Source organism: Orlajensenia flava, assembly GCF_004801905.1.
GTDB lineage: Bacteria > Actinomycetota > Actinomycetes > Actinomycetales > Microbacteriaceae > Orlajensenia > Orlajensenia flava.
In genome coordinates, this window is record NZ_SSSN01000005.1 from 1 (window position 1) to 20,412 (window position 20,412).

At 69.3% G+C, this 20,412-nt stretch carries 24 protein-coding genes; 12 read left to right on the top strand and 12 right to left on the bottom strand.

Features of this window, described 5'->3' with window-relative positions; genetic code table 11:
* Positions 1–104 precede the first annotated feature (104 nt).
* Positions 105–1,166, bottom strand: a complete 1,062-nt coding sequence (locus E6C70_RS07755; RefSeq protein ID WP_136423984.1) for a hypothetical protein — start codon at positions 1,164–1,166, stop codon at positions 105–107.
* Here E6C70_RS07755 and E6C70_RS07760 point away from each other — a divergent pair.
* The 3 genes from E6C70_RS07760 to E6C70_RS07770 all read left to right on the top strand — a co-directional run bounded on the left by E6C70_RS07760 (position 1,152) and on the right by E6C70_RS07770 (position 4,463).
* Positions 1,152–2,126, top strand: a complete 975-nt coding sequence (locus tag E6C70_RS07760) for a hypothetical protein (RefSeq protein WP_136423985.1) — start codon at positions 1,152–1,154, stop codon at positions 2,124–2,126. The two genes, E6C70_RS07755 and E6C70_RS07760, sit on opposite strands and share 15 nt — an antisense overlap.
* Positions 2,110–3,114: an HAD-IIA family hydrolase gene (locus E6C70_RS07765; protein WP_136423986.1), complete on the top strand. Its 1,005-nt coding sequence runs from the start codon at positions 2,110–2,112 to the stop codon at positions 3,112–3,114. Before E6C70_RS07760 ends, E6C70_RS07765 begins: the two co-directional genes overlap by 17 nt.
* Positions 3,115–3,179: 65 nt before the next feature.
* The gene (locus tag E6C70_RS07770; RefSeq protein WP_235833342.1) at positions 3,180–4,463 is read left to right on the top strand and encodes a mechanosensitive ion channel family protein; all 1,284 of its coding nucleotides are present in this window, start codon (positions 3,180–3,182) and stop codon (positions 4,461–4,463) included.
* A gap of 39 nt (positions 4,464–4,502) precedes the next feature.
* Here the strand turns inward: E6C70_RS07770 and E6C70_RS07775 are convergent, their stop codons facing one another.
* The 3 genes from E6C70_RS07775 to purS form a co-directional block, all read right to left on the bottom strand.
* Positions 4,503–6,083, bottom strand: coding sequence for an AMP-binding protein (locus E6C70_RS07775; protein WP_136423987.1), 1,581 nt, complete (start codon positions 6,081–6,083; stop codon positions 4,503–4,505).
* A gap of 120 nt (positions 6,084–6,203) precedes the next feature.
* On the bottom strand, positions 6,204–6,908 hold the full coding sequence (purQ, locus tag E6C70_RS07780; RefSeq protein ID WP_136423988.1) for a phosphoribosylformylglycinamidine synthase subunit PurQ: 705 nt from the start codon (positions 6,906–6,908) through the stop codon (positions 6,204–6,206).
* Entirely contained in the window at positions 6,905–7,162 is a 258-nt protein-coding gene (gene purS, locus E6C70_RS07785; RefSeq protein WP_136423989.1) for a phosphoribosylformylglycinamidine synthase subunit PurS, read from the bottom strand. The genes purQ and purS overlap by 4 nt, the downstream gene beginning before the upstream one ends.
* A 146-nt stretch (positions 7,163–7,308) precedes the next feature.
* On the opposite strand from purS, the gene E6C70_RS07790 reads away from it, so the two are divergent.
* The 8 genes from E6C70_RS07790 (at position 7,309) to E6C70_RS07820 (ending at position 12,555) form a co-directional block, all read left to right on the top strand.
* A complete protein-coding gene (locus tag E6C70_RS07790) occupies positions 7,309–7,713 on the top strand; it encodes a hypothetical protein (RefSeq protein ID WP_136423990.1) in 405 nt (134 codons plus the stop codon).
* A 13-nt stretch (positions 7,714–7,726) separates the two neighbouring features.
* Positions 7,727–8,044: an SHOCT domain-containing protein gene (locus tag E6C70_RS07795; protein WP_136423991.1), complete on the top strand. Its 318-nt coding sequence runs from the start codon at positions 7,727–7,729 to the stop codon at positions 8,042–8,044.
* 362 nt (positions 8,045–8,406) lie between these two features.
* Entirely contained in the window at positions 8,407–8,529 is a 123-nt protein-coding gene (locus E6C70_RS17150) for a hypothetical protein (protein WP_268895950.1), read from the top strand.
* A 37-nt stretch (positions 8,530–8,566) separates the two neighbouring features.
* On the top strand, positions 8,567–9,160 hold the full coding sequence (locus E6C70_RS07800) for a PadR family transcriptional regulator (RefSeq protein ID WP_136423992.1): 594 nt from the start codon (positions 8,567–8,569) through the stop codon (positions 9,158–9,160).
* The gene (locus E6C70_RS07805; protein ID WP_136423993.1) at positions 9,160–10,824 is read left to right on the top strand and encodes a DHA2 family efflux MFS transporter permease subunit; all 1,665 of its coding nucleotides are present in this window, start codon (positions 9,160–9,162) and stop codon (positions 10,822–10,824) included. Before E6C70_RS07800 ends, E6C70_RS07805 begins: the two co-directional genes overlap by 1 nt.
* Before the next feature lie 73 nt (positions 10,825–10,897).
* Positions 10,898–11,389, top strand: a complete 492-nt coding sequence (locus tag E6C70_RS07810; RefSeq protein ID WP_136423994.1) for a GNAT family N-acetyltransferase — start codon at positions 10,898–10,900, stop codon at positions 11,387–11,389.
* A 37-nt stretch (positions 11,390–11,426) separates the two neighbouring features.
* Entirely contained in the window at positions 11,427–12,176 is a 750-nt protein-coding gene (locus E6C70_RS07815; protein WP_136423995.1) for an SDR family oxidoreductase, read from the top strand.
* 34 nt (positions 12,177–12,210) lie between these two features.
* The gene (locus E6C70_RS07820) at positions 12,211–12,555 is read left to right on the top strand and encodes a hypothetical protein (RefSeq protein ID WP_136423996.1); all 345 of its coding nucleotides are present in this window, start codon (positions 12,211–12,213) and stop codon (positions 12,553–12,555) included.
* Positions 12,556–12,562: 7 nt separating this feature from the next.
* On the opposite strand, the gene E6C70_RS07825 is transcribed toward E6C70_RS07820, so the two are convergent.
* From E6C70_RS07825 to kynA, 3 genes are read right to left on the bottom strand one after another with little or no spacing between them, the layout of a single operon-like run.
* Entirely contained in the window at positions 12,563–13,828 is a 1,266-nt protein-coding gene (locus E6C70_RS07825) for a kynureninase (protein ID WP_136423997.1), read from the bottom strand.
* Entirely contained in the window at positions 13,825–14,886 is a 1,062-nt protein-coding gene (locus tag E6C70_RS07830) for an amidohydrolase family protein (protein WP_136423998.1), read from the bottom strand. Before E6C70_RS07830 ends, E6C70_RS07825 begins: the two co-directional genes overlap by 4 nt.
* Before the next feature lie 18 nt (positions 14,887–14,904).
* Entirely contained in the window at positions 14,905–15,759 is an 855-nt protein-coding gene (gene kynA, locus E6C70_RS07835; RefSeq protein WP_136423999.1) for a tryptophan 2,3-dioxygenase, read from the bottom strand.
* A 90-nt stretch (positions 15,760–15,849) separates the two neighbouring features.
* Between kynA and E6C70_RS07840 the strand changes: the two genes are divergently transcribed.
* Entirely contained in the window at positions 15,850–16,272 is a 423-nt protein-coding gene (locus tag E6C70_RS07840) for an organic hydroperoxide resistance protein (RefSeq protein ID WP_136424000.1), read from the top strand.
* An 18-nt stretch (positions 16,273–16,290) separates the two neighbouring features.
* Here the strand turns inward: E6C70_RS07840 and E6C70_RS07845 are convergent, their stop codons facing one another.
* The 5 genes from E6C70_RS07845 to purD all read right to left on the bottom strand — a co-directional run bounded on the left by E6C70_RS07845 (position 16,291) and on the right by purD (position 20,349).
* On the bottom strand, positions 16,291–16,707 hold the full coding sequence (locus tag E6C70_RS07845) for a nitroreductase/quinone reductase family protein (RefSeq protein WP_136424001.1): 417 nt from the start codon (positions 16,705–16,707) through the stop codon (positions 16,291–16,293).
* 28 nt (positions 16,708–16,735) lie between these two features.
* A complete protein-coding gene (locus tag E6C70_RS07850) occupies positions 16,736–17,566 on the bottom strand; it encodes a VOC family protein (protein WP_136424374.1) in 831 nt (276 codons plus the stop codon).
* Between the two features lie 97 nt (positions 17,567–17,663).
* Positions 17,664–18,041: a VOC family protein gene (locus E6C70_RS07855; RefSeq protein ID WP_136424002.1), complete on the bottom strand. Its 378-nt coding sequence runs from the start codon at positions 18,039–18,041 to the stop codon at positions 17,664–17,666.
* 81 nt (positions 18,042–18,122) lie between these two features.
* Positions 18,123–19,049 carry a phosphoribosylaminoimidazolesuccinocarboxamide synthase gene (locus E6C70_RS07860; RefSeq protein ID WP_407921025.1) on the bottom strand — a complete coding sequence of 309 codons (927 nt, stop codon included), beginning with the start codon at positions 19,047–19,049 and terminating at the stop codon, positions 18,123–18,125.
* Between the two features lie 31 nt (positions 19,050–19,080).
* Positions 19,081–20,349 carry a phosphoribosylamine--glycine ligase gene (purD, locus tag E6C70_RS07865; protein ID WP_136424004.1) on the bottom strand — a complete coding sequence of 423 codons (1,269 nt, stop codon included), beginning with the start codon at positions 20,347–20,349 and terminating at the stop codon, positions 19,081–19,083.
* Positions 20,350–20,412: the final 63 nt, after the last annotated feature.

Consider the following 20,412-nt stretch of genomic DNA (forward strand, 5'->3'; position numbering starts at 1 on the left):
TGACAGCGCCGATGGTACTGCAGGGGAGACCCTGTGGGAGAGTAGGACACCGCCGAACACAACCATACGAAATGGCCACCCGACACCGGGTGGCCATTTCGCATTTAACGCATCTGCGTTCCAGACAACACAACAGCGCTTCCCCCAGCAGGGAGATAATGACGGGTGGCGACCGCCGAGACGAGAAGGTGCACACCGTGAGCGATTTCTCCGCGACAGGTCCCCGAGAGGGCGACGACCGAAAGCCCTGGGAGAAGCGAACCGACGCCGGCCGGTCGAGCGAACCGCGCGGGCAGCGGCCCGAGCGCAAGCCCTACGAGAAGCGCGACTCCGGTTCTCCTCGCAGCGGCGGCGCGCCGCGTCGCGATGGTGAGCGGAAGCCGTGGGAGAAGCGCGATGGGGCGTCCTCTGGTGCGCCGCGCCGCGATGGCGACCGCAAGCCCTACGAACGTCGTGATGGTGGTGGGCCTCGTCCCGATGGTGAGCGGAAGCCATGGGAGAAGCGGGATGGTGCCGCCTCGTCGGGTGCGCCGCGCCGTGACGGTGACCGTAAGCCGTATGAGCGTCGGGATGGCGCCGCACCCCGTCGTGATGGTGGGGAGCGGAAGCCGTGGGAGAAGCGTGATGGTGCCGCTTCGTCGGGTGCGCCTCGTCGTGATGGCGACCGTAAGCCTTATGAGCGTCGTGATGGGGCTGCGCCCCGTCGGGACGGTGGCGAGCGGAAGCCGTGGGAGAAGCGCGATGGCGCCTCCTCTGGTGCGCCCCGTCGTGATGGTGGTGAGCGGAAGCCGTGGGAGAAGCGCGATGGCGCGTCCTCGAGTGCGCCGCGCCGTGATGGCGACCGTAAGCCGTACGAGCGTCGGGATGGCGCGGCTCCTCGTCGGGATGGTGAGCGGAAGCCGTGGGAGAAGCGTGATGGCGCGTCCTCTGGTGCGCCGCGCCGTGATGGTGACCGGAAGCCGTATGAGCGTCGTGATGGGGCTGCGCCTCGCCGGGATGGTGGCGAGCGGAAGCCGTGGGAGAAGCGCGACGATCGTGGTGGAGAAAGGCTGTGGACGCGCGCTGGCGCCCCGGCGCGCGGCGATCGTGACGCCCACTACGAGGAGCAGGAACTCACCGAGGAGCAGCGTCGTCAGCACGAGTTGCGTTCGGTGCGTCCGCGCCACGACGACCCCGACCTGCCGTTCGACGTCCAGGCCGATGAGCTCGACCGCGTCGCCCGCAATGAGTTGAAGACCCTCACCAAGGACAACGCCGAGTGGGTGGCCAAGCACCTCGTCATGGCCGTTCGACTCATCGACGAGGATCCCGAGCTCGCGCACCGGCACGTGCTCTCGGCGGCGCGTCGAGCCGGACGCATCGCTATCGTGCGCGAGACCCTCGCGATCACGGCCTACGCAACGGGCGACTTCGCCCTGGCCCTCCGCGAGCTGCGCACCTTCCGCCGCATCTCGGGCAAGGACGACCAACTTCCACTCATGGTCGACAGCGAGCGCGGCGTCGGTCGCCCTGATCGTGCGCTCGAGCTCGGCCGATCCGTCGACCGCTCGACCCTCGCCCCCGGAGTCCAGGTGGCCCTGGCCATCGCGATGTCGGGTGCGCGCCTCGATCTCGGGCAGACGGATGCCGCGCTCGGCGAGCTCGAGATCGCCCAGCTCGACCCGAACACGGCGTTCTCCTACAGCCCCGAGTTGTTCGACGCCTACGGAGACGTGCTCGAAGATCTCGGCCGCGACGAGGATGCTGCGCTCTGGCACGGCCGAGCAGAACGAGCCGCCGAGGCCATCGCCCGCCGGGACGGCGAGGACGACGAGATGATCGAGGTCATCGAGGAGGACCTCGGCGACGACGAGACGCTGGGCCAGGAGCAGGGCATACCGCTCGAAACGACGTCGGACGAACACGCCGAAGACGTCGAGGACGACGCCGAGCACGACGTTGACGCGGCGCCCCTTGACGAGGCCGACGACATCGAGCCGGTCGAGATCGATTCGGCCGACGCCGATTCGGACGACGCAGATTCAGTCGACACTGCCGAGGACGACGAGTCCCCCTCGGCCGTCGCCGACGAAACCGACGCCGACGCCGACCGAGACGACACCGAGCGCGATGCGCCGCAGGGCTGACGCGGCGACGCCGCTCGACGGCGTGGATGTGGTCCTGGCCGATCTCGACGGAGTCGTCTACGCCGGTGCGCACGCCATCCCGCACGCGGTCGAGTCGCTGAACGCGGCAGCGGCATCCGTTCGGGTCGGCTACATCACCAACAACGCCTCTCGCACCGATGCCATGGTCGCCGAGCACCTCCGGGAGCTCGGTCTGCGTGCCCAGCCGACGGACGTCGTGACGTCACCGCAGGCCGCCATGACCGTCCTCAACGGGCTGGTGCCGCCGGGTTCGACGGTCCTCGTCGTCGGCGGCGACGGTCTGGTCGACGAGCTGCAGAAGGCCGGGTTCGCCGTCACGCGGTCGGCCGACGACGCGCCGGCGGCCGTCATCCAAGGGTTCGCGCCCGAGGTGGGCTGGGCCCAGTTGGCCGAGGCCTCCTACGCCCTCGCAGACAACGCGCTGCCGTGGGTGGCGACCAACACCGACTGGACCATTCCCCAGGCCCGCGGGATCGCCCCGGGCAACGGGACGCTGGTCTCGGCGGTGCACACCGCGGTCGGGCGGCTGCCGGTCGTCGCGGGAAAGCCCGAGGTGCCCATCTTCACCGAGGCGGTGACACGCTTCGGCGCGCGGCATCCGCTGTTCATCGGCGATCGACTCGACACGGACATCCTCGGCTCGACCCGGGCCGGCATCGCGTCCGTGCTCGTGCTTACGGGCATCGACCGGGCGAAGCAACTGCTCGCCGCCGTGACCGACCAGCGTCCGACGTTCATCCTCGACGACCTCCGCGGGCTGAGCGCTCCCTACCCGCCGACGGAGCTGACGGATGACGGCCGCTCCGCGACCGTGGGCCGCGCCCGCGTCGTGCTCGACGGCGACGACGTCGTCATCCGACGCGGCGGCGACGGTGGCATCGACCTGCTGCGCGCGGCGTGCGCCGTGATCTGGAACTCGGGTCGGGCGATCTACGGCCTGAACGTGCCGGAGTCCCTCTACCGCTGAGGCGACTCCCAGACTGAGCGCGAGCCTCGCCGTAGGGTGGATGATTCATCGAAACGGGAGGTGGGATGAACATGGATGTCGCGTGGAATGCGTGGTGGGGATTGGCCGTGGGCGTGGTGGCCGCGATCGTGGCGGCCTTCGTGGTCGTCGCGATCGCTCGGCAGATCGCCCGGGCGGCCGGACGCCGCAAGGAGTGGCCGGGCATCCTGGTGCGCCGGGCGCGGTGGCCGTTCCGGTTGCTCCTCGTCGTGGTGGGCGTCTGGATAGCCATCGTCGTGACGATGCCCGCGACCCCGATGCGCGGCAGCATCGAGCACGTGTTCCTCATCGCGACCATCGCGATCGGATCGTGGTTCGCCTGCGAGCTCGTCCTGTTCGCGATGGATCTCAGCACGTCGCGCTATCGCATCGACGTGGCAGACAACCGCGTGGCCCGGCGCATCCGCACGCAGATCGCGATCCTGCGCCGACTGGTCGTCGTCATCACGGTGATCGTGGCCACCGGCGGCATCCTCCTCAGCTTCCCCGAGGTGCGCGTCGTGGGGGCGAGCGTGCTGGCATCCGCTGGGCTGGTCTCCGTGGTCGCCGGCCTCGCCGCGCAGTCCACGCTCGCCAACCTGTTCGCGGGCATCCAGTTGGCCTTCAGTGAGGCGATCCGCGTCGACGACGTGGTCGTGGTCGAGGGTGAGTGGGGCCGCATCGGCGAGATCACCCTCAGCTACGTCGTGGTCAACCTGTGGGACGAGCGCACCCTCGTGCTGCCGTGCACCTACTTCACCACCAAGCCGTTCCAGAACTGGACCAGGCAGGGCAGCGCGCTCATGGGCGCCGTCGAGATGGACCTCGACTGGCGCATTGCGCCGCAGCGGATGCGCGAGCACCTGGCCGATGTGCTCGCGCGCACCGATCTGTGGGACAAGCGGGCGTCGGTGCTGCAGGTGACGGATGCGATCGGCGGCTATGTGCGCGTGCGCATCCTCGTGACCGCCGTGGACGCGCCCACCCTGTTCGACCTGCGCTGCCAGGTGCGCGAGGAGATGGTCGACTGGATCCGCGAGCAGACCCCCTCCGCGATTCCTCATCAACGCGTGCGCGTGGAGGGCGTCGACGAGAGGGACCCCGAGGCTCCCGTGCGCGTCGCGCCTCAGCGTCGCAGCGCCTCGGTCTTCGAGCAGTTCCCCGTGCGGCAGGAACCGGCGACGGTCACGGGTGAGCAGGCCCGGCTGTTCTCGGGCTCGCCGGAAGCCGAGGAGCGCGCGAGCCTCTTCACGTCGGCGATGCCGGTCGTCGACCAGGCGAAGCTCGAGGAATCGGAGGCGGCCCGCGACGGGCGCGCCGCCTCCGATTGATGCCGGCTCGAGACCGGCGCACTCCCGACTGATGCCGGCTCAGTTGGCCCGCGCGCGCAGGTCCTTGCGGAGGATCTTGCCCGCCGTCGACTTCGGCACGAGGTCGATGAACTCGACGGCCCGCACCTTCTCGTAGGGAGCGACTCGCTCGGCGACGTAAGCCTTGACGGCCTCCTCGTCGAGGTCGGCATCGGGCTGCACGACCACGAACGCCTTCGGGATCTCCTGCCCGTCCGCGTCGAGCACGCCGACGACCGCGGCATCCGCGATCTGAGGGTGCGTGAGGAGCACTGCTTCCAGCACGGCGGGTGCGACCTGGTAGCCCTTGTACTTGATGAGCTCCTTCAGCCGGTCGACGATGTAGAACGAGCCGTTGGCCGTCACGGTGGCGATGTCGCCCGTGTGCAGCCAGCCATCGGTATCGAGCGTGCGCCCGGTCGCCTCGTCGTTGCCGAGGTAGCCCTGCATCACCTGCGGTCCGCGCACCCACAGCTCGCCCGCCGGGCTCTGTCCCTCATCGGGGATCTCGACATCCGCTCCGCTCTCGACGTCGACGATGCGGCCCTCTGTGCCGGGGAGCAGGATGCCGATGCTCGAGCGATCGATATCCGTGCGGTCGACGGGGATCGAGTGCGACACGGGGCTGAGCTCGGTCATGCCGTAGCCCTGGCACACGATGCAGTCCAGCCGGTCGGCGACGGCCTTCGCGAGGGCACCGTCGAGCGGGGCCGCTCCCGAGAAGATCACCTTGACGCTGGAGAGGTCGAACTCGGCGACCAGCGGGTGCTTGGCGAGTGCCACCGCGATGGGAGGGGCGATGAAGATCCAGGTGCAGCGCGTGTCCCGCACGATGCGCAGGAACTCCGGCAGGTCGAACTTGGGCATCGTCACGAGGGCCGCGCGCTGCTTGATCGCGAAGTTCAGCAGCACCGTCATCCCGTAGATGTGGAAGAACGGGAGCACCGCGAGCACGCGATCGCCCTCGACGAGGCCGATCGACGAGCTGGACTGGCAGACGTTGGCGATGAGGTTTCGGTGACTGAGGCGCACACCCTTCGGGTGGCCGGTGGTGCCCGACGAGTACGGGAGAACGGCCGTGTGGGTCGCCGGGTCGAATGACACCTCGGGCGCCGGACGGCCCTCGCCGAGGAGGTCACGGAGGGACGGATGTCCGTCGGCGCCGTCGAGCACGATCACGTGGTCATCCGGGATGCCCCGGGCGGCCGCCGCCTGCGCGGCGCCGGGCAGGAGCGGCGACACGGTGAACAGCCAGTGCGCGTCGGCGTCCGTGAGCTGGCGGCCGATCTCCTCGGGCGTGTAGAGGGAGTTGATGGTGGTGGCGGTGGCACCGGACCGGAGGATGCCGTGGAAGACCGTGGCGAACGCCGGGACGTTGGGGCACAGCAGGGCGACGACGTCGCCCACGCCGATTCCGCGAGCCGCGAGGGCGCCGGCGAGCAGGTTGATCTGTCCGACGAGCGAGCGATAGGTGGTCTCAGCCCCCGAGGGCCCGTCGATGAGGGCGATGGAGTCGAGCTCGTGCTCGGTCAGGTCACCGAACAGGTACTCGTAGATCGAGACCGCGGGGATCTCGACGTCGGGAAGAGGGCTGTGCACCATGGGATCTCCTTTGATCGTGTGGTTCCATCATCACCCGGATCGCCGGTCGATGCATACGCACGGAGCGTCGAGACCCCCACCTGTTCGGGGGTGTCCTTCGCGTCGCAGGGCGAACGCGGGTCAGGCGGAGGCGAGGGTGCGCTGGATCGCGCTGGTGAAGAACGCCAGACCGTCGACGCCCGATCGCATGGCGAGAGCCGTGTCGGGTCCGAAGCCCGGCTCGGTCGCGTGCTCGGGGTGCGGCATGAGTCCAACGACGTTGCCGCGCTCGTTGCAGATGCCGGCGATGTCGCGGAGGGATCCGTTGGGATTCACGTCGACGTAGCGGAACACCACGCGCCCCTCCCCCTCCAGGCGGTCGAGCACGTCGTCGCTCGCGACGAACCCGCCTTCTCCGTTCTTGAGCGGGATGGTGATCTCCTGCTCCCCGGTGAAGTCGGTGGTCCAGGCGGTGTCGGTGTTCTCGACCCGGAGCACCTGGTCACGGCAGATGAACGAGCCGTGGTCATTGCGGATCAGGCCGCCCTCGAGCAGGTGGGCCTCGGTGAGCATCTGGAAGCCGTTGCAGATGCCGAGCACGGGCATGCCCGCGTTCGCCGCGTCGATGACCTCGGTCATGATGGGCGACAGGCTCGCGATGGCTCCGCAGCGTAGGTAGTCGCCGTAGCTGAAGCCGCCGGGCAGGACGAGGGCGTCGACGCCCTCGAGGTCGTGGGAGCCGTGCCAGAGCGCGACGGGCTCGGCGCCGGCGAGGCGGACGGCGCGCTGCGCATCCCGATCGTCCAGCGAGCCGGGAAACGTGATGACGCCGATGCGGGTGCTCATCCGCGGTCCTCGACCACGTGGATGCCGACGACGTCCTCGATGACGCCGTTCGAGAGGATGTCCTCCGCGACCTGCCGTACCTCGGCGAGGGTGGCTTCATCCGCCGCGCCGTCGACCGTGATCTCGAAGCGCTTGCCGATACGGACGCCCGTGAAGGTGCTCCGCCCGAGTCGAGCGAGTGCCCCGGCCACCGCCTTCCCCTGCGGATCGAGCAGTTCGGCCTTGGGCATGACGTCGACGACGATCGTGGGCACCGGGTATCTCCGTCCGGAGTCGAGAAGGGGGTACGTCGATTCTACCGGTCGGCCTCGTGGCCGCGGACGGTGCTGCGAGCCGACTCTGGCGGGTCTCCGTCGCGGACGGTAATGTCGCCAGCAACCAGCCAGATGAAGGAGTCGCCATGCCGATCGGACCCGTGGAAGTGATGGTCCTCACGTTCACCGACGCCGCGGGACCCGCTCAGATCGCCGGTGAACTCGAGAAACTCGTCGACGGCGGCAAGATCGCCGTCATCGACGCCGTCATCGTGACCCGGGGCGCCGACGGCACCGTCGAGGCCCACGACCTCGAAGAGGACGAGGTGCCCGGTTTCGAGCGCATCGCCCCCGACCCGCGGGACCTGCTCAGCGACTCGGACGCCGAGATCGTCGGCGAGGCGCTGGAGCCCGGATCGGTGGCCCTCGTGCTGGCCATCGAGCATCGCTGGGCGTTCGGCTTCTACGAGAAGCTGCGCGAAGCGGGCGGCGAGATCGCGTTGCACGTGCAGATCGATCACGAGGACGCCGTCGCGGCGCTCGTGGACTAGGGAGGGACGAGACATGCTCATCGGACGCCGCTTCGGCCGCCCAGGACTCATCGGCACCGTCGCTCGGACGGCGGTGATCACGGGAACCGCCGCCATGACCGCTGGCGCCATCTCCCACCACCAGCAGCAGAAGTACGCGACGCAGCAGGAGGCCGCCGCCTACGAGCAGGCCGAAGCGGCTCAGCCGGCCGCGGCACCCGCTCCGTCGGCGCCCGCCGCATCCGGAGACCCGCTGATGGACAAGCTCACCCAGCTGGCGTCCCTGCACGCGAGCGGCGTGCTGACAGATGCCGAGTTCAGCGAGGCGAAGGCGAAGCTGCTGGCGAGCTGATCGCTCTCGTCTGACGCGCTCGGCTACGCGGCCCTGGGCGCCGGTCGTCGTGGCCAGGTGGCGGCCCGCGTCGCGTCGTCGCAGCGCGCCCAGTGGCCCGAGCGGATGCGCGTTATTGCACGGCGGCGTGTCGGGATGCGCGTTATCGCACCGAACTGGCTCAGCGCTGTTTCACGCAGTCGGTCGCTTCTCAACGGATGCGTTATTGCACGGCGGTGCGTCGGGATGCGCGTTATTGCACCGAACTGTCCGAGCGCTGTTCACGCCAGTCGGTCGCTTCTCAACGGATGCGCGTTATTGCACGGCGGTGCGTCGGGATGCGCGTTATCGCACTGAATTGCGCCCGCAGGAGTCCGCGTCGGATGCCCGCAGCGCGAGCGGATGCGCGTTATGGCACGGTGGCGCGAGCGGATGCGCGTTATGGCACCGCGGCCGCGCCACGATCGGCCTACGTCGTCTTGACAACGACCGAGTTCCGCGCGTAATATTCCAGCTGGAATAATCGACGCGGAAGACATCACCATGGCCGAACTCACCCCTCTGGGGCTTGCAGCGCTTGCGCTGCTCGCTGAGCGACCCATGCATCCGTACGAGATGTACCAGACCCTCGTGCATCGGCGTGAGGACCGCAACGTCAAGGTGCGCCCCGGCTCGCTCTATCACGCCGTCGATCGACTCTCCCGGACCGGGCTCGTCGATGCGGTCGGGGTCGACCGCGGGGGCAACCGTCCCGAGCGCACCAGCTACGCCATCACGGATGCGGGGCGCGCCGCGCTTCACGCTCGTGTCGCGTTCATGCTCGCGACCCCGGCCGAGGAGTTCCCCGAGTTCCGGCACGCCATCGCCGAGGCCCACAACCTCCCGATCGACGAGGTCGCGGCTCTCATCCGCTCGCGGCTGTCCGTGATGCACGACCACCTGCACGACCTCGAGGTCGCCCGCAGCGTCGTCGCAAGCAAGGGCATCCCCCACCGTTTCTGGCTCGACCTGAGCTACCAGATCTCCCTCCTGCACGCAGACATCGCGTGGCTCGAGGAGCACATCACCCGAATCGAAGCCGGCGACATCTCGTGGACCGACTCGATTCCCGAACACCTCACAGAAAAGAATCACTGATGGAGAACATCACCAAGCCATGGCCGGCCCTCTGGGCCCTCGTCATCGGCTTCTTCATGATCCTGGTCGACTCGACCATCGTGTCGATCGCCAACCCCACCATCCTGCGCGAGCTGCACACCGACATCACGGCCGTGCTGTGGGTCACCAGTGCCTACCTGCTCGCCTACGCGGTTCCGCTGCTCATCACCGGTCGCCTCGGCGATCGCTTCGGCCCGAAGCGCATCTACCTCATCGGCCTCGTGATCTTCACGCTCGCCTCGCTGTGGTGCGGGCTTTCGGGTGACATCGGAACGCTCATCGCCGCTCGTGTCGTTCAGGGCCTCGGCGCCGCGCTCATGACGCCTCAGACGATGGCCGTCATCACCCGCATCTTCCCGCCCGCCAAGCGCGGAGCCGCGATGGGTCTGTGGGGTGCCGTCGCCGGTATCGCAACCCTCGTCGGCCCGATCCTCGGCGGCGTGCTCGTCGACTCGCTCGGCTGGGAGTGGATCTTCTTCGTGAACGTCCCCGTCGGCGTCATCGCGTTCATCCTGGCCTGGCGCCTGGTGCCGAACCTCACGACGCACGCTCACAGCTTCGACTGGCTGGGCGTCGCGCTCAGCGCCGTCGGCATGTTCCTCGTCATCTTCGGCATCCAGGAGGGCGAGACCTACGACTGGGGCACCATCACCGGCCCGATCACCGTCTGGGGACTGATCATCGTCGGCGTCGTCGTGCTCGTGGCCTTCGTGGTCTGGCAGCGCTTCAACAAGAAGGAGCCGCTGCTTCCGCTCGATCTCTTCAAGGACCGCAACTTCGCGCTGTCCAACGCGGCGATCACCGTGGTCGGCCTCGCGATCGTCGCCATGCCGCTCCCGTTGGCGTTCTACTACCAGGTGGCCCGCGGACTCGAGCCCACCCAGGCCGCCCTCATGCTGGTGCCGATGGCCGTCGTCTCCGGCGTCATGGCCCCCTTCATCGGCCGCCTCACCGACAAGGTCAACCCCAAGTGGATCGCCTTCGCTGGCTTCGTCATCGTCGCGCTGGCGCTGTCCTGGTACGCGCTCATCATCACGCCCGACATCGAGCTGTGGATCCTGCTCATCCCCTCCGCCGTCCTCGGGCTCGGCATGTCGGGCATCTGGGCACCGCTCGCCTCGACCGCGACCCGCAACCTGCCTCCACGCCAGGCTGGAGCGGGCTCCGGCGTCTACAACATGACTCGCCAGGTGGGCTCCGTGTTCGGAAGCGCGGCGATCGCAGCGCTGCTGAACGCTCGTCTCGCGGCGAACCTCCCCGGCTTCAGCACGGGCGGGGCCGAGCAGGCGGGCGGCAGCGGCAAGGCTCTCCCCGCTCAGATCGCCGGCGGATTCACGGATGCGATGAGCCAGTCGATGTGGCTGCCGGTCATCGGGTTCGCGGTCGGCGCCGTCCTCGTGCTCTTCTTCGCCAAGCCCAAGCAGACCGTGGCATGGGGCAAGCCCGCGACGGGCGCCGTTCCCGCGCAGGATGCGCCGGTCGTCGATCCGGCCGAGGCTCCGGTCGGAGCGCACGCTGCGGCATCCGTCGCCCCTGACGCTCCTGCCTCGGGACACGTTGCCGGGCACCACGGGGCGCATGCCGCCCCGGTTGCCGCGGCCGGCGAGCACCGCGGCGCGCACGTCGCTGCCCCGGTCGAGTAACCGGTCGACACCCGCGAGAGCCCGTCCCGATGATTCGGGCGGGCTCTCGCTCGTTCGCGGGTAGCCTCGGCGCATGGACTACACGGTTCGCACGACAACGGAGGACGACTGGGCGGCGTACCGCGCCACCCGGCTCGAGATGCTCGCGGACTCGCCGAGCGCCTTCGGAACCACGCTGGCCGAGGCCCTGGTACAGGATGAGGCGTTCTGGCGCCGACGCGCGAGTGGGGCCACCTCCTTCACGGTCGTCGCCATCGCGGAGGACGGACGCTGGCTCGGCTCCATGTCCGGCGTCGTCGACCTCGAGCGGGCGACGCCGGTCCCGCTTCTCGTGGCGGTCTACGTGACTCCGGATGTGCGCGGCTCGGGTGTCGCCGACGACCTGCTCGAGGCCGTCGAAGCGTGGGCTGCCGAGCGCGGCGAGGCTCTGTTCCTCGATGTGCACGACGCCAACGCGCGGGCGATGCGCTTCTACGCGCGCCACGGCTACGAGCGCACCGGCCACGCGTATCCGCATCCGCGGGATCCCGGCCTGGAGGTCGAGATGAGACGGATGCTGGTGTAGCGCCGTCCGCTCGATGAGCGCATGGCAGAGTGGGCGGATGAGCTCGCGTACCGTCTGCATCACGGGGGTCGGCCGTCGTAACGGAATCGCACGGGGCATCGCCCTTCGCCTCGCGGCGGACGGGTGGGATGTCGCGTTCAACTACTGGGGCGCCTACGACTCCCGGATGGCGCTCGGCGGTGATCCCGAAGACCCCGACGACATCGCGGACGAGCTGCAAGCGCTCGGTCGGCGGGTCGTCGCGGTCGAGGCCGACCTGGCCGATCCGGCGGCACCGGACGCGTTCATCGCCGAGGCGGAGCGCCTTCTCGGCCCCGTCTCCGCCCTGGTGATGGCGCACTCGGAGTCGGTCGACTCCGGCATTCTCGACACGTCGGTCGAGGCGTTCGATCGGCATTTCGCCGTCAACACCCGGGCGGCGTGGCTCCTGATCGCCGCGTTCGCGCGCCGGATCCCGACGGATGGCGGGTCGATCGTCGCGCTGACGAGCGACCACACCGTCTTCAACCTCCCCTACGGAGCGAGCAAGGGCGCGCTCGACCGCATCGTCATCGCCGCCGGGCGTGAGCTCGGACACCTCGGCATCTCGTCCAACGCGCTGAACCCGGGCCCGATCGACACCGGGTGGATGTCGGACGAGATTCGGGCCTCCGCCCTCGCCCGCCAGCCGACGGGCCGTCTCGGGACGCCCGACGACATCGCGAACACGGTGGCGTTCCTCGTCTCGCCCGAGGGGCGGTGGGTGACGGGCCAGCTCCTGAAGAGCGACGGCGGCTTCTCGATCTGAGGTGTCGCCCAACGCAGACCGTATCGTGTCTCTCGTGAGCGATCCGTTCGGTCTCGGCAAGATGCTTCCGCGTGCGGCGGGACGCGTGGTCGTCAATGTCCCCGTCTCAGCCGTTCCCGAGTTCGTCGACCACGCGGTTCACACCATCCCCCATCTCGTGGTGACCGAACTGGACGATGACGCAGCCGCAGTGGTTCGTCGAACGACCCTGGCGATGCGCGCACTGAGGATCGAGTTGACGTTCACCGACCTGGGCGACGGGATGACCGCTGTCGACGCCCTCGCGAACTGGTCGAGCTCATTCGATCCGCTGGCAGCTCCGGATGCGACGGTGCGGGCCATCCTCGCCGCGATCACAGTCGCGGCATCCGCCCGGTGATCCGTCGTCAGCCGAGGCCGACCTCTTCGCGCAGCACCGCGAGCAGCACGTCCCGGGTCGCGGCCATCCCGTCGTAGGTCTCCTCGAAGCTCGTCGACAGCGGAGAGAGGCCGATGCGCAGGCCGCCCGGATCGCGGTAATCGGGAATGACGTCCTGCTCCCAGAGCGCGGCGGTGACCCGGCGCATCGCGGGGTGCGACAGGGTGACGTGGCCACCCCGTCGAGCGGCATCGCGTGGTGAGGCCACGCTCACGCCGAGCGGCGCCAGCCATTCGTCCGCCAGCGTGATGGCGAACTCGGTGAGCGCCACCGACTTCTCACGCACCGCGGCGATGCCGCATCCGGCGATCATGTCGATGGTGTCGCGCATCGCGATCATCGCGAGCACAGGCGGTGTGCCGCTGAGGAACCGACGCAGGCCGCTCGACGGCAGGTATTCGGGCCCCATCGAGAACACGTCCGCGGCTCCCATCCACCCTTGGATCGGCTGGCTGAGGACGGCCTGCAGGTCGGCGCGCACATAGCTGAATGCGGGCGACCCCGGGCCGCCGTTGAGGTACTTGTACGTGCAGCCCACGGCCAGGTCGACCCCCCAGGTGTCGAGCTCGATGGGGACCGATCCGGCGGAGTGGCACAGGTCCCACAAAACGAGCGCGCCGGCGTCGTGTGCGACGCGCGTGATGCCGCCGACGTCGGCCAGGAACCCCGAGCGGTACGCCACCTGACTCACCACCACGAGTGCGGTCTGTGGTCCGACCACGGATGCCACCTGCTCGACCGACACCCCGCCGGTGGGGTCGGAGACGATCCACCGCAGCGTCATGCCCCGCTCGGCAGCGATGCCCTCGAGCACGTAGCGGTCGGTCGGGAAGTTGTCGGTGTCGAGGACGATCTCAGTGCGGGCGCCGTCTCCGGCGAGGCGGGCGTCCGACGCAGCACGTGCCAGCTTGTACAGCAGCACGGTCGTCGAGTCGCCGATGAAGGTCTGGCCGGGCGCTGCCCCCAGACACGCGAACGCGAGGGCGTCACCGGTGTTGAACGGCAGCTCCATCCACGATTCGTCCCAGCCGCGGATGAGGCGTCCGCCCCACTGGTCGGCGATGAAAGCCTGAATGCTCTCCGCGCTCCCGACGGTCGGTCGCCCGAGAGAGTTGCCGTCGAGGTAGGCGACGAGCCCGTCGCTCGCGATGAAGTTGCGACGCAGGTGCGCGAGCGGGTCGGCGCGATCCATGCGCCGGGCGAACGCGAGGCGCTCGTCGTGGCCTTCCGTCATGGCAGGGTCTCCTCGAGGTAGTCGATGGTCGTGCCGCGGGCGCCGGCCAGCCAGGAGGCGGTCTCCTCGGCCGTTTCGGGTGGGACTCCGGGGATCCACGCCAGCCGTGGGCCGATCGCCGGCGGATTCCACACGCCCGCGATGCTCGCGACGAGGGCATCCCGGTCGATGCCGGCTGCCGCCATCGCAGCCAACTCCCGGGTGTTGACGCCGATGGGCAGCGCTCCGTTTCCGAGGTCTGTCCCGTAGCGGATTCGGGCCCCGGCGGCAGCGACGCGGCGCAGGTTGTCCTGAGCGGTCTCGAAGGCGGAATCGGGCTCCCCCCAGCCGTGGATGTCGAGGGTCGAGATGACGGCGGTGCCCGCGCGGGACATCCGTTCGATGACGTCGTCGTCGAGTCGTTCCGTGAACGGGGTGTGGGCGAAGACGTTCACCCCCGCGTCCAGGGCCAGGCGAGCCGTCCCCGCTCCCTGCGTGTGCGCAGCCACCGGCACGCCGTGTGCCCGCGCCGCCGAGACGATCGCGGCGAGCAACTCGGCACTCGGCACGGGGCCGGCGTCGCTGTTGACGGTGACCTTGATGACGGATGCGCCCAGCCCGATCTGCGCGCGAACCGCCGCCTCCGCGTCGGCAGGGGATGCGAGCTGGACGGTTGCACCGGGCGGAGCCCATTCGCTGCGGGACGGGTAGCCGCCGACGCACGTGAGCAGGGCGCCCGCTATGCGGATCTCGGGCAGCGTCGACCCGGGGAAGCTGCTCTCGGTGTGCCAGGTCGACGCTGCCTGCGGCTCCCAGCCGAGGTCGACGACGCTGGTGATGCCCGCCGGCAGCAGTGCATCGGCGTCGATCAGGCCGAGGTGCACGTGGTGATCGCTGAGTCGCGGGAAGAGGGTGCCGGGCACCTCGATGTCGGCGGGCTCCTCGCTGCCGAGCGGGTGCAGCAGGCCGTCGTGCAGTCGGAACGAGCAGCGGCCCCGCCATCCGCCCGCCCAGTACTGCCGAGCGCCGATCACGGAGCCCTCGACGATCATCGAGGCGGGCCCATCCGGAGTCGGCACGTCACTGAGGCCGCCCGGTCACTGGCCGATCGCGGTGCGCACCGCGTACAGCTCCGGGAAGAAGGTCAGCTCGAGGGCCTTCTGCAGGAAGCTCGCTCCCGTCGATCCGCCCGTTCCGGTCTTCATGCCGATGGTGCGTTCGACGGTCTTCAGGTGTCGGAAGCGCCAGAGCTGGAAGTTGTCCTCCAGGTCGACGAACTCCTCGCAGGCCTCGTAGGCGGCCCAGTTCTCGCGTGCATCCTCGTAGATGCCGGTGAACACGGGCACGAGCTCGGGGTGGAAGACCCAGGCCTCCGTGACGTCGCGATCGAGCACGGCCTGCGGGATGTCGTAGCCCGCGCGCGCGAGGTATCGCAGGAACTCGTCGTAGATGCTCGGCTCGTCCAACAGGCGCGCGAGCAGCTCGTGGGCTGCGGCATCCGACTCGAAGACGCTCAGCATGCGGCGGTTCTTGTTGCCGAGGACGAACTCCACGGCGCGGTACTGCCACGACTGGAATCCGCTCGAGTTGCCGAGGAAGCCGCGGAACTCGCCGTACTCCGTCGGCGTGAGCGTCGCCAGCACCGACCACTGCTCGGTCAGCGTGCGCTGGATGTGCTTGACACGCGCGATGCGCTTGAGCGCCTGAGGCAGCTCGTCGGCGCGCAGCAGGTCGCGGGCGCTCGCGAGCTCGTGCAGGACGAGCTTGAGCCAGAGTTCGGTGGTCTGATGCTGCACGATGAACAGCAGCTCGTCGTGGTGCTCGGGCTCGCTGACCGGATGCTGTGCGGCGAGCAGCGTGTCGAGGTCGAGGTAGCCGCCGTAGCTCATGCGGTCGCGGAAGTCGGTGACGATGCCCGCGTCGAACTCGCGGGTGTTCCTGTCGACGGCCACGGATGCCTCCTCAAGCTCCCGCATCAGCCTACGCGTGCCCGATCGGACCCGGCGTGGAATGCGCGCGATCGACTCCGGGTTGCTCCCACCATGGACACTCTCTACACAGCTGAAGCACTCTCCACCGGCGAAGGACGCAATGGTCACGTTCGCTCGACCGACGGGCGGGTCGACCTCGACATGGCGGTCCCCCGCGAGATGGGCGGATCGGGTGAGGGTGCCAACCCCGAGCTGCTGTTCGCCGCCGGCTATGCGGCCTGTTTCCACTCCGCGTTGAATGCCGTCGCGCGGTCGAAGAAGGTGTCGATCCAGGAGTCGACCGTCGGCGGCCGCGTCGAGATCGGGCCCAATGGTGAGGGTGGCTTCCAGCTCGCCGTTCTGCTGGAGGTGTCGATCCCCTCGCTCGATCACGCTCAGGCTCAGGAGCTGGCGGATGCCGCGCACCAGGTCTGCCCGTACTCGAACGCCACACGCGGCAACATCGACGTCACGATCGTCGTCACCGACGACTGAGCGCGGCTGCGGGAGCTCTCAGGCCGAGCGGCGGGTCAGCTTCACCACGGGGATGACCCGGGTGGTCTTCTCCTGATACGCCGCGAAGCCGGGGTTGACGCTGAACTGCTCCCAGGCGGCGTCCCGGTCGCCGCCGGTCAGCACGTCGGCGGTGACCGGAACGGTGGTCACGCCTCCGGACGACCCCGCCTCGATCTCGACCTGCGGGTTCGCCCTCAAGTTGGCCAGCCACGCCGGATTCGTGTCGGCGCCCTGCTTGGACGCTGCGACGTGCCACGAGCCGTCGGGCTGCCCGATGGCCATCACCGGATTCAGCCGCAGCTCGCCCGAGCGTGCGCCGACGGTGTGCAGGATCACCAGCGAGTCGCCGAACCGCTGGGTAGTGCCGCCGTTGCGGCGGAACTCGTCGATGATCTGTGCGTTCCAGTCGGACATGCGTGCCTGCTTTCGTCGGGCTTCGGGGTCAGTCCGCGGTGCGGACGTGGATGAGGTTGTCCCACGGGTCGTCGAACGCGAGGGATCGGCCGTCGTCGCGGGTCTGGAGTCCGTGGTGCCGCATCCGCTCGCCGAGAGCCCCGAGATCGTCGAGGCGCGGAACGATGATGTCGACCCGGCCGAGGCCGAGCGCCGGGCCACGCCTGCCGGCGCCGCGGCTGTTCCACGTGTTCATCGCCATGTGGTGGTGGTAGCCGCCGGCCGAGACGAAGAGCGCCTGGTCGCCCATGCTCGCGGTGGTCTCGAAGCCCAGGCGGTCCACGTAGAACTCGCGGGCGCTCGGGATGTCGCCGACGGAGAGGTGGACGTGCCCGACGACGGCTGCTCCGATGCGCGGGTCGGCGATGGTCTCGTCGGTGAGGTGTGCTCGCAGGTACTCGTTCGGATCCAGGAACAGCGTGCCCATCTCGATACTGCCGTGCGCCCAGCTCCATCCGCTGCGGTCGCGGTCCCAGTAGAGTTCGACGCCGTTGCCCTCGGGGTCGGTGAAGTAGAAGGCCTCGCTGACGAGGTGGTCGGCACTGCCCGCGAAGGTGCCCGGATGGAGCGTCGCTACGGAGTACACGGCGGCGGCGAGGGCGGCCTGAGAATCGAACACGATAGCGGTGTGGAACAGGCCGGCACTGCGCGGCTCTGCGGAACGGAGCTCGGGTGCGTGCTCGAGGATGACGACCGGTGTCGTGCCTCGCCCGAGGACAGCTGTGGAGCCGTCATTCGCGAGAAGATCGAGGGTGACGGCGTCGCGGTAGTAGGCGATCATCCCGTCGAGGTCGCCGACGCGCAGGGTCACGGCGCCCATCCCGGTGTCGGGGGCGAGGAGGTCGGTGGTCGATCGGGTCACGGCTCGTACAACGGATGCCGCCGCGCCGCTATTCCGGCGAGGTCCGAGCGCGTCGTCAGTCCTGGTGCAGCTGCACGAGGTTGCCGCATCCGTCGTCGAAGATCGCCGACGTGCCCCATTCGGTGTTGACGGGTTCGCCGCGGAACACGATGCCCTCCGCCACGAGTCGCTCGTGCTCGGCGAACACGTCGGGCACCCCGAACACGATCGCGGGGATCTCCGCCGCGTGGAGTCCCTCGCGGTAGGCGCGTGCGATGGGGTTGTCGCTGGGTTCGAGCAGCAGGCCTACCCCGTCGACGTCGCCCGGCGCGCGCACGATGTAGAGGTGATGATCGGGCATCGCGAGGAGCTCCTCGAAGCCGAGAGTCTCGGTGTAGACCGAGAAGGCCGCCGCGGGATCGAGCACGTGGATGCTGCACATCTTCACTCGCATGACGCCACGGTAACCCGTTCGGGGGGCGACGAGCCGGGGCGCGCCGATCTCAGCCGAGCGCGGCCACGGGATGCTCGGAGGTCAGCCGACCGCGTCGCCCGTGAGGCGTTCGAGCAGCTCGCGATACCGCGCCGCAGTGCGTTCGACGATCTCGCCGGGCAGGGTGGGCGGCGGCGTCACGCCATCGTCCTCCCAGTTGGCGGCGAGCCAGTCGCGCACGATCTGCTTGTCGAAGCTCGCCATCCGCTGCTCGGGAGTCTGGCCGGACTCCCACGCGAAGGCGTCCCAGTAGCGGCTCGAGTCGCTGGTCAGCACCTCGTCGCCGAGTGTCGTCGCGCCGGTATCAGGGTCGCGGCCGAACTCGAACTTGGTGTCCGCGAGGATCACGCCACGGGCCTCCGCCACGGCGGACGCCTCGGCGAAGATCGCGAGCGAGAGGTCGCGCAGCTCGGCGGCGATCTGGGGTCCGACCAACTCCACGGTGCGATCGAAGTCGATGTTCTCGTCGTGCTCGCCGAGCGGCGCCTTGTACGCCGGGGTGTAGATCGGCTCGGGCAGGCGATCGCCGTTCTCGAGGCCGTCGGGCAGGCGGATGCCGCAGACGGTCTGAGTCGCCTGGTACTCCTTCCAGCCGGAACCGGTGAGGTAGCCGCGCACGACGCACTCGATCGGATACATGTCGAGCTTCTTCACGAGCATCGAACGCCCGGCCACCTCGGCGGGGATGACACTGCTGCCGTCGAGCCGATGGTCGGGCACCAGGTGATTGGGAACGGCGAGCCGGTCGAACCACCAGAGGCTGAGGGTCGTGAGCAGTTCGCCCTTGCCCGGGAAGCCGGGCTCGAGCACGTGGTCGAACGCGCTCACCCGGTCGCTGGCGACGACGAGGAGAAGGTCATCGTCCGGGTCGCCGGCGGAGCTCTCGGTTGTGGCCGGGGTGTAGAGATCGCGCACCTTGCCGGAGTAGATGCGGGTGAATCCGGGCAGGTCGTCGGAGGGCGCGTTCACGCGTGACAGTCTACGGAGGCGACCGGCCCGCTCACTCGATGCCTGCGGCGATGTCGGTGCGGTACTGACCGCCCTCGAGGTCGATGCGACCCAGCGCGTCGTAGGCCCGGGCGCGGGCGTCGGCGAAGTCCGCGCCGACAGCGACGACGCTCAGCACCCGCCCTCCCGATGCCAGCGGTGTGCCGTCCCCGCCATCCGTCGTCGCGGCGTGTGCCACGTGCACGCCGTTGACTCCTGCTGCGTCCTGGAGGCCGTGGATCGGCCTGCCCGTCACCGGGGTCTCGGGGTAGTTCTCGCTCGCGAGCACGACAGCGACGGCCACCTGGCGAGAGAACAGCGGCCGCTCGCGGTCGCCGAGCGCACCGGTCGCCGCGTCGTACAGCAGGTCGCTCAGCGGCGTCTCGAGTCGGGGGAGCACCACCTGCGTCTCCGGGTCGCCGAACCGGGCGTTGAACTCGATGACGCGGATGCCGCGATTCGTGAGGATCAGCCCGCAGTAGAGCAGGCCGACGAAGGGCGTGCCCTCGTCGGCGAGGTGGCGGATGGTCGGCAGCGCGATGGTCTCGATCACCTCGTCGACGAAGCGGCGTTCGCTGCCGAACTCGTCGGCCAGCCACGGCAGGGGGGAGTAGGAGCCCATGCCGCCGGTGTTGGGGCCTGCGTCGCCGTCGCCGAGCCGCTTGAAGTCCTGGGCGGGCGAAAGGGGCAGAACGTGCTCGCCGTCACTCAGCAGGAAGAGCGAGACCTCCTGGCCGTCGAGGAACTCCTCGACCAGCACGCCGCCCCGCGGAGCCCACTCGCGCGCGTGACCGATCGCCGCATCACGGTCGTCGGTGACGAGCACCCCCTTGCCCGCGGCAAGTCCGTCGGCCTTGATCACGTATGGCGCACCGACATCGTCGATCGCCGCGATGGCCTCGTCAACCGTCACCGCGCGCACGGCGCGCCCGGTGGGCACCCGGGCGGCATCCATTACGCGCTTGGCGTAGGCCTTGGACCCCTCGAGCTGCGCGGCGGCCTGACTCGGCCCGAAGACGGGGATGCCGGCCGCGCGTACGGCGTCGGCGACTCCCGCGACTAACGGAGCCTCCGGTCCAATGACGACGAGGTCGAACGCGCCATCCAGCGCCAGCGTCGCAACGGCGAGCGGGTCGTTCGCGTCGATGGGGACCGTCGGGACGTCCGCTGCGATGCCGGCGTTTCCGGGCGCTGAGACGATCTCGTGGCCGGCGTTCTCGGCGAGGAGGGCGAGGATGATGGCGTGCTCGCGCGCGCCCGGGCCGAGGACGAGGATCTTCACGGGCTCAAGGGTATCCGCTGGGCGGGCGGGCGCAGATGCGCGTCAGCACCGCGGCTCTGCGGC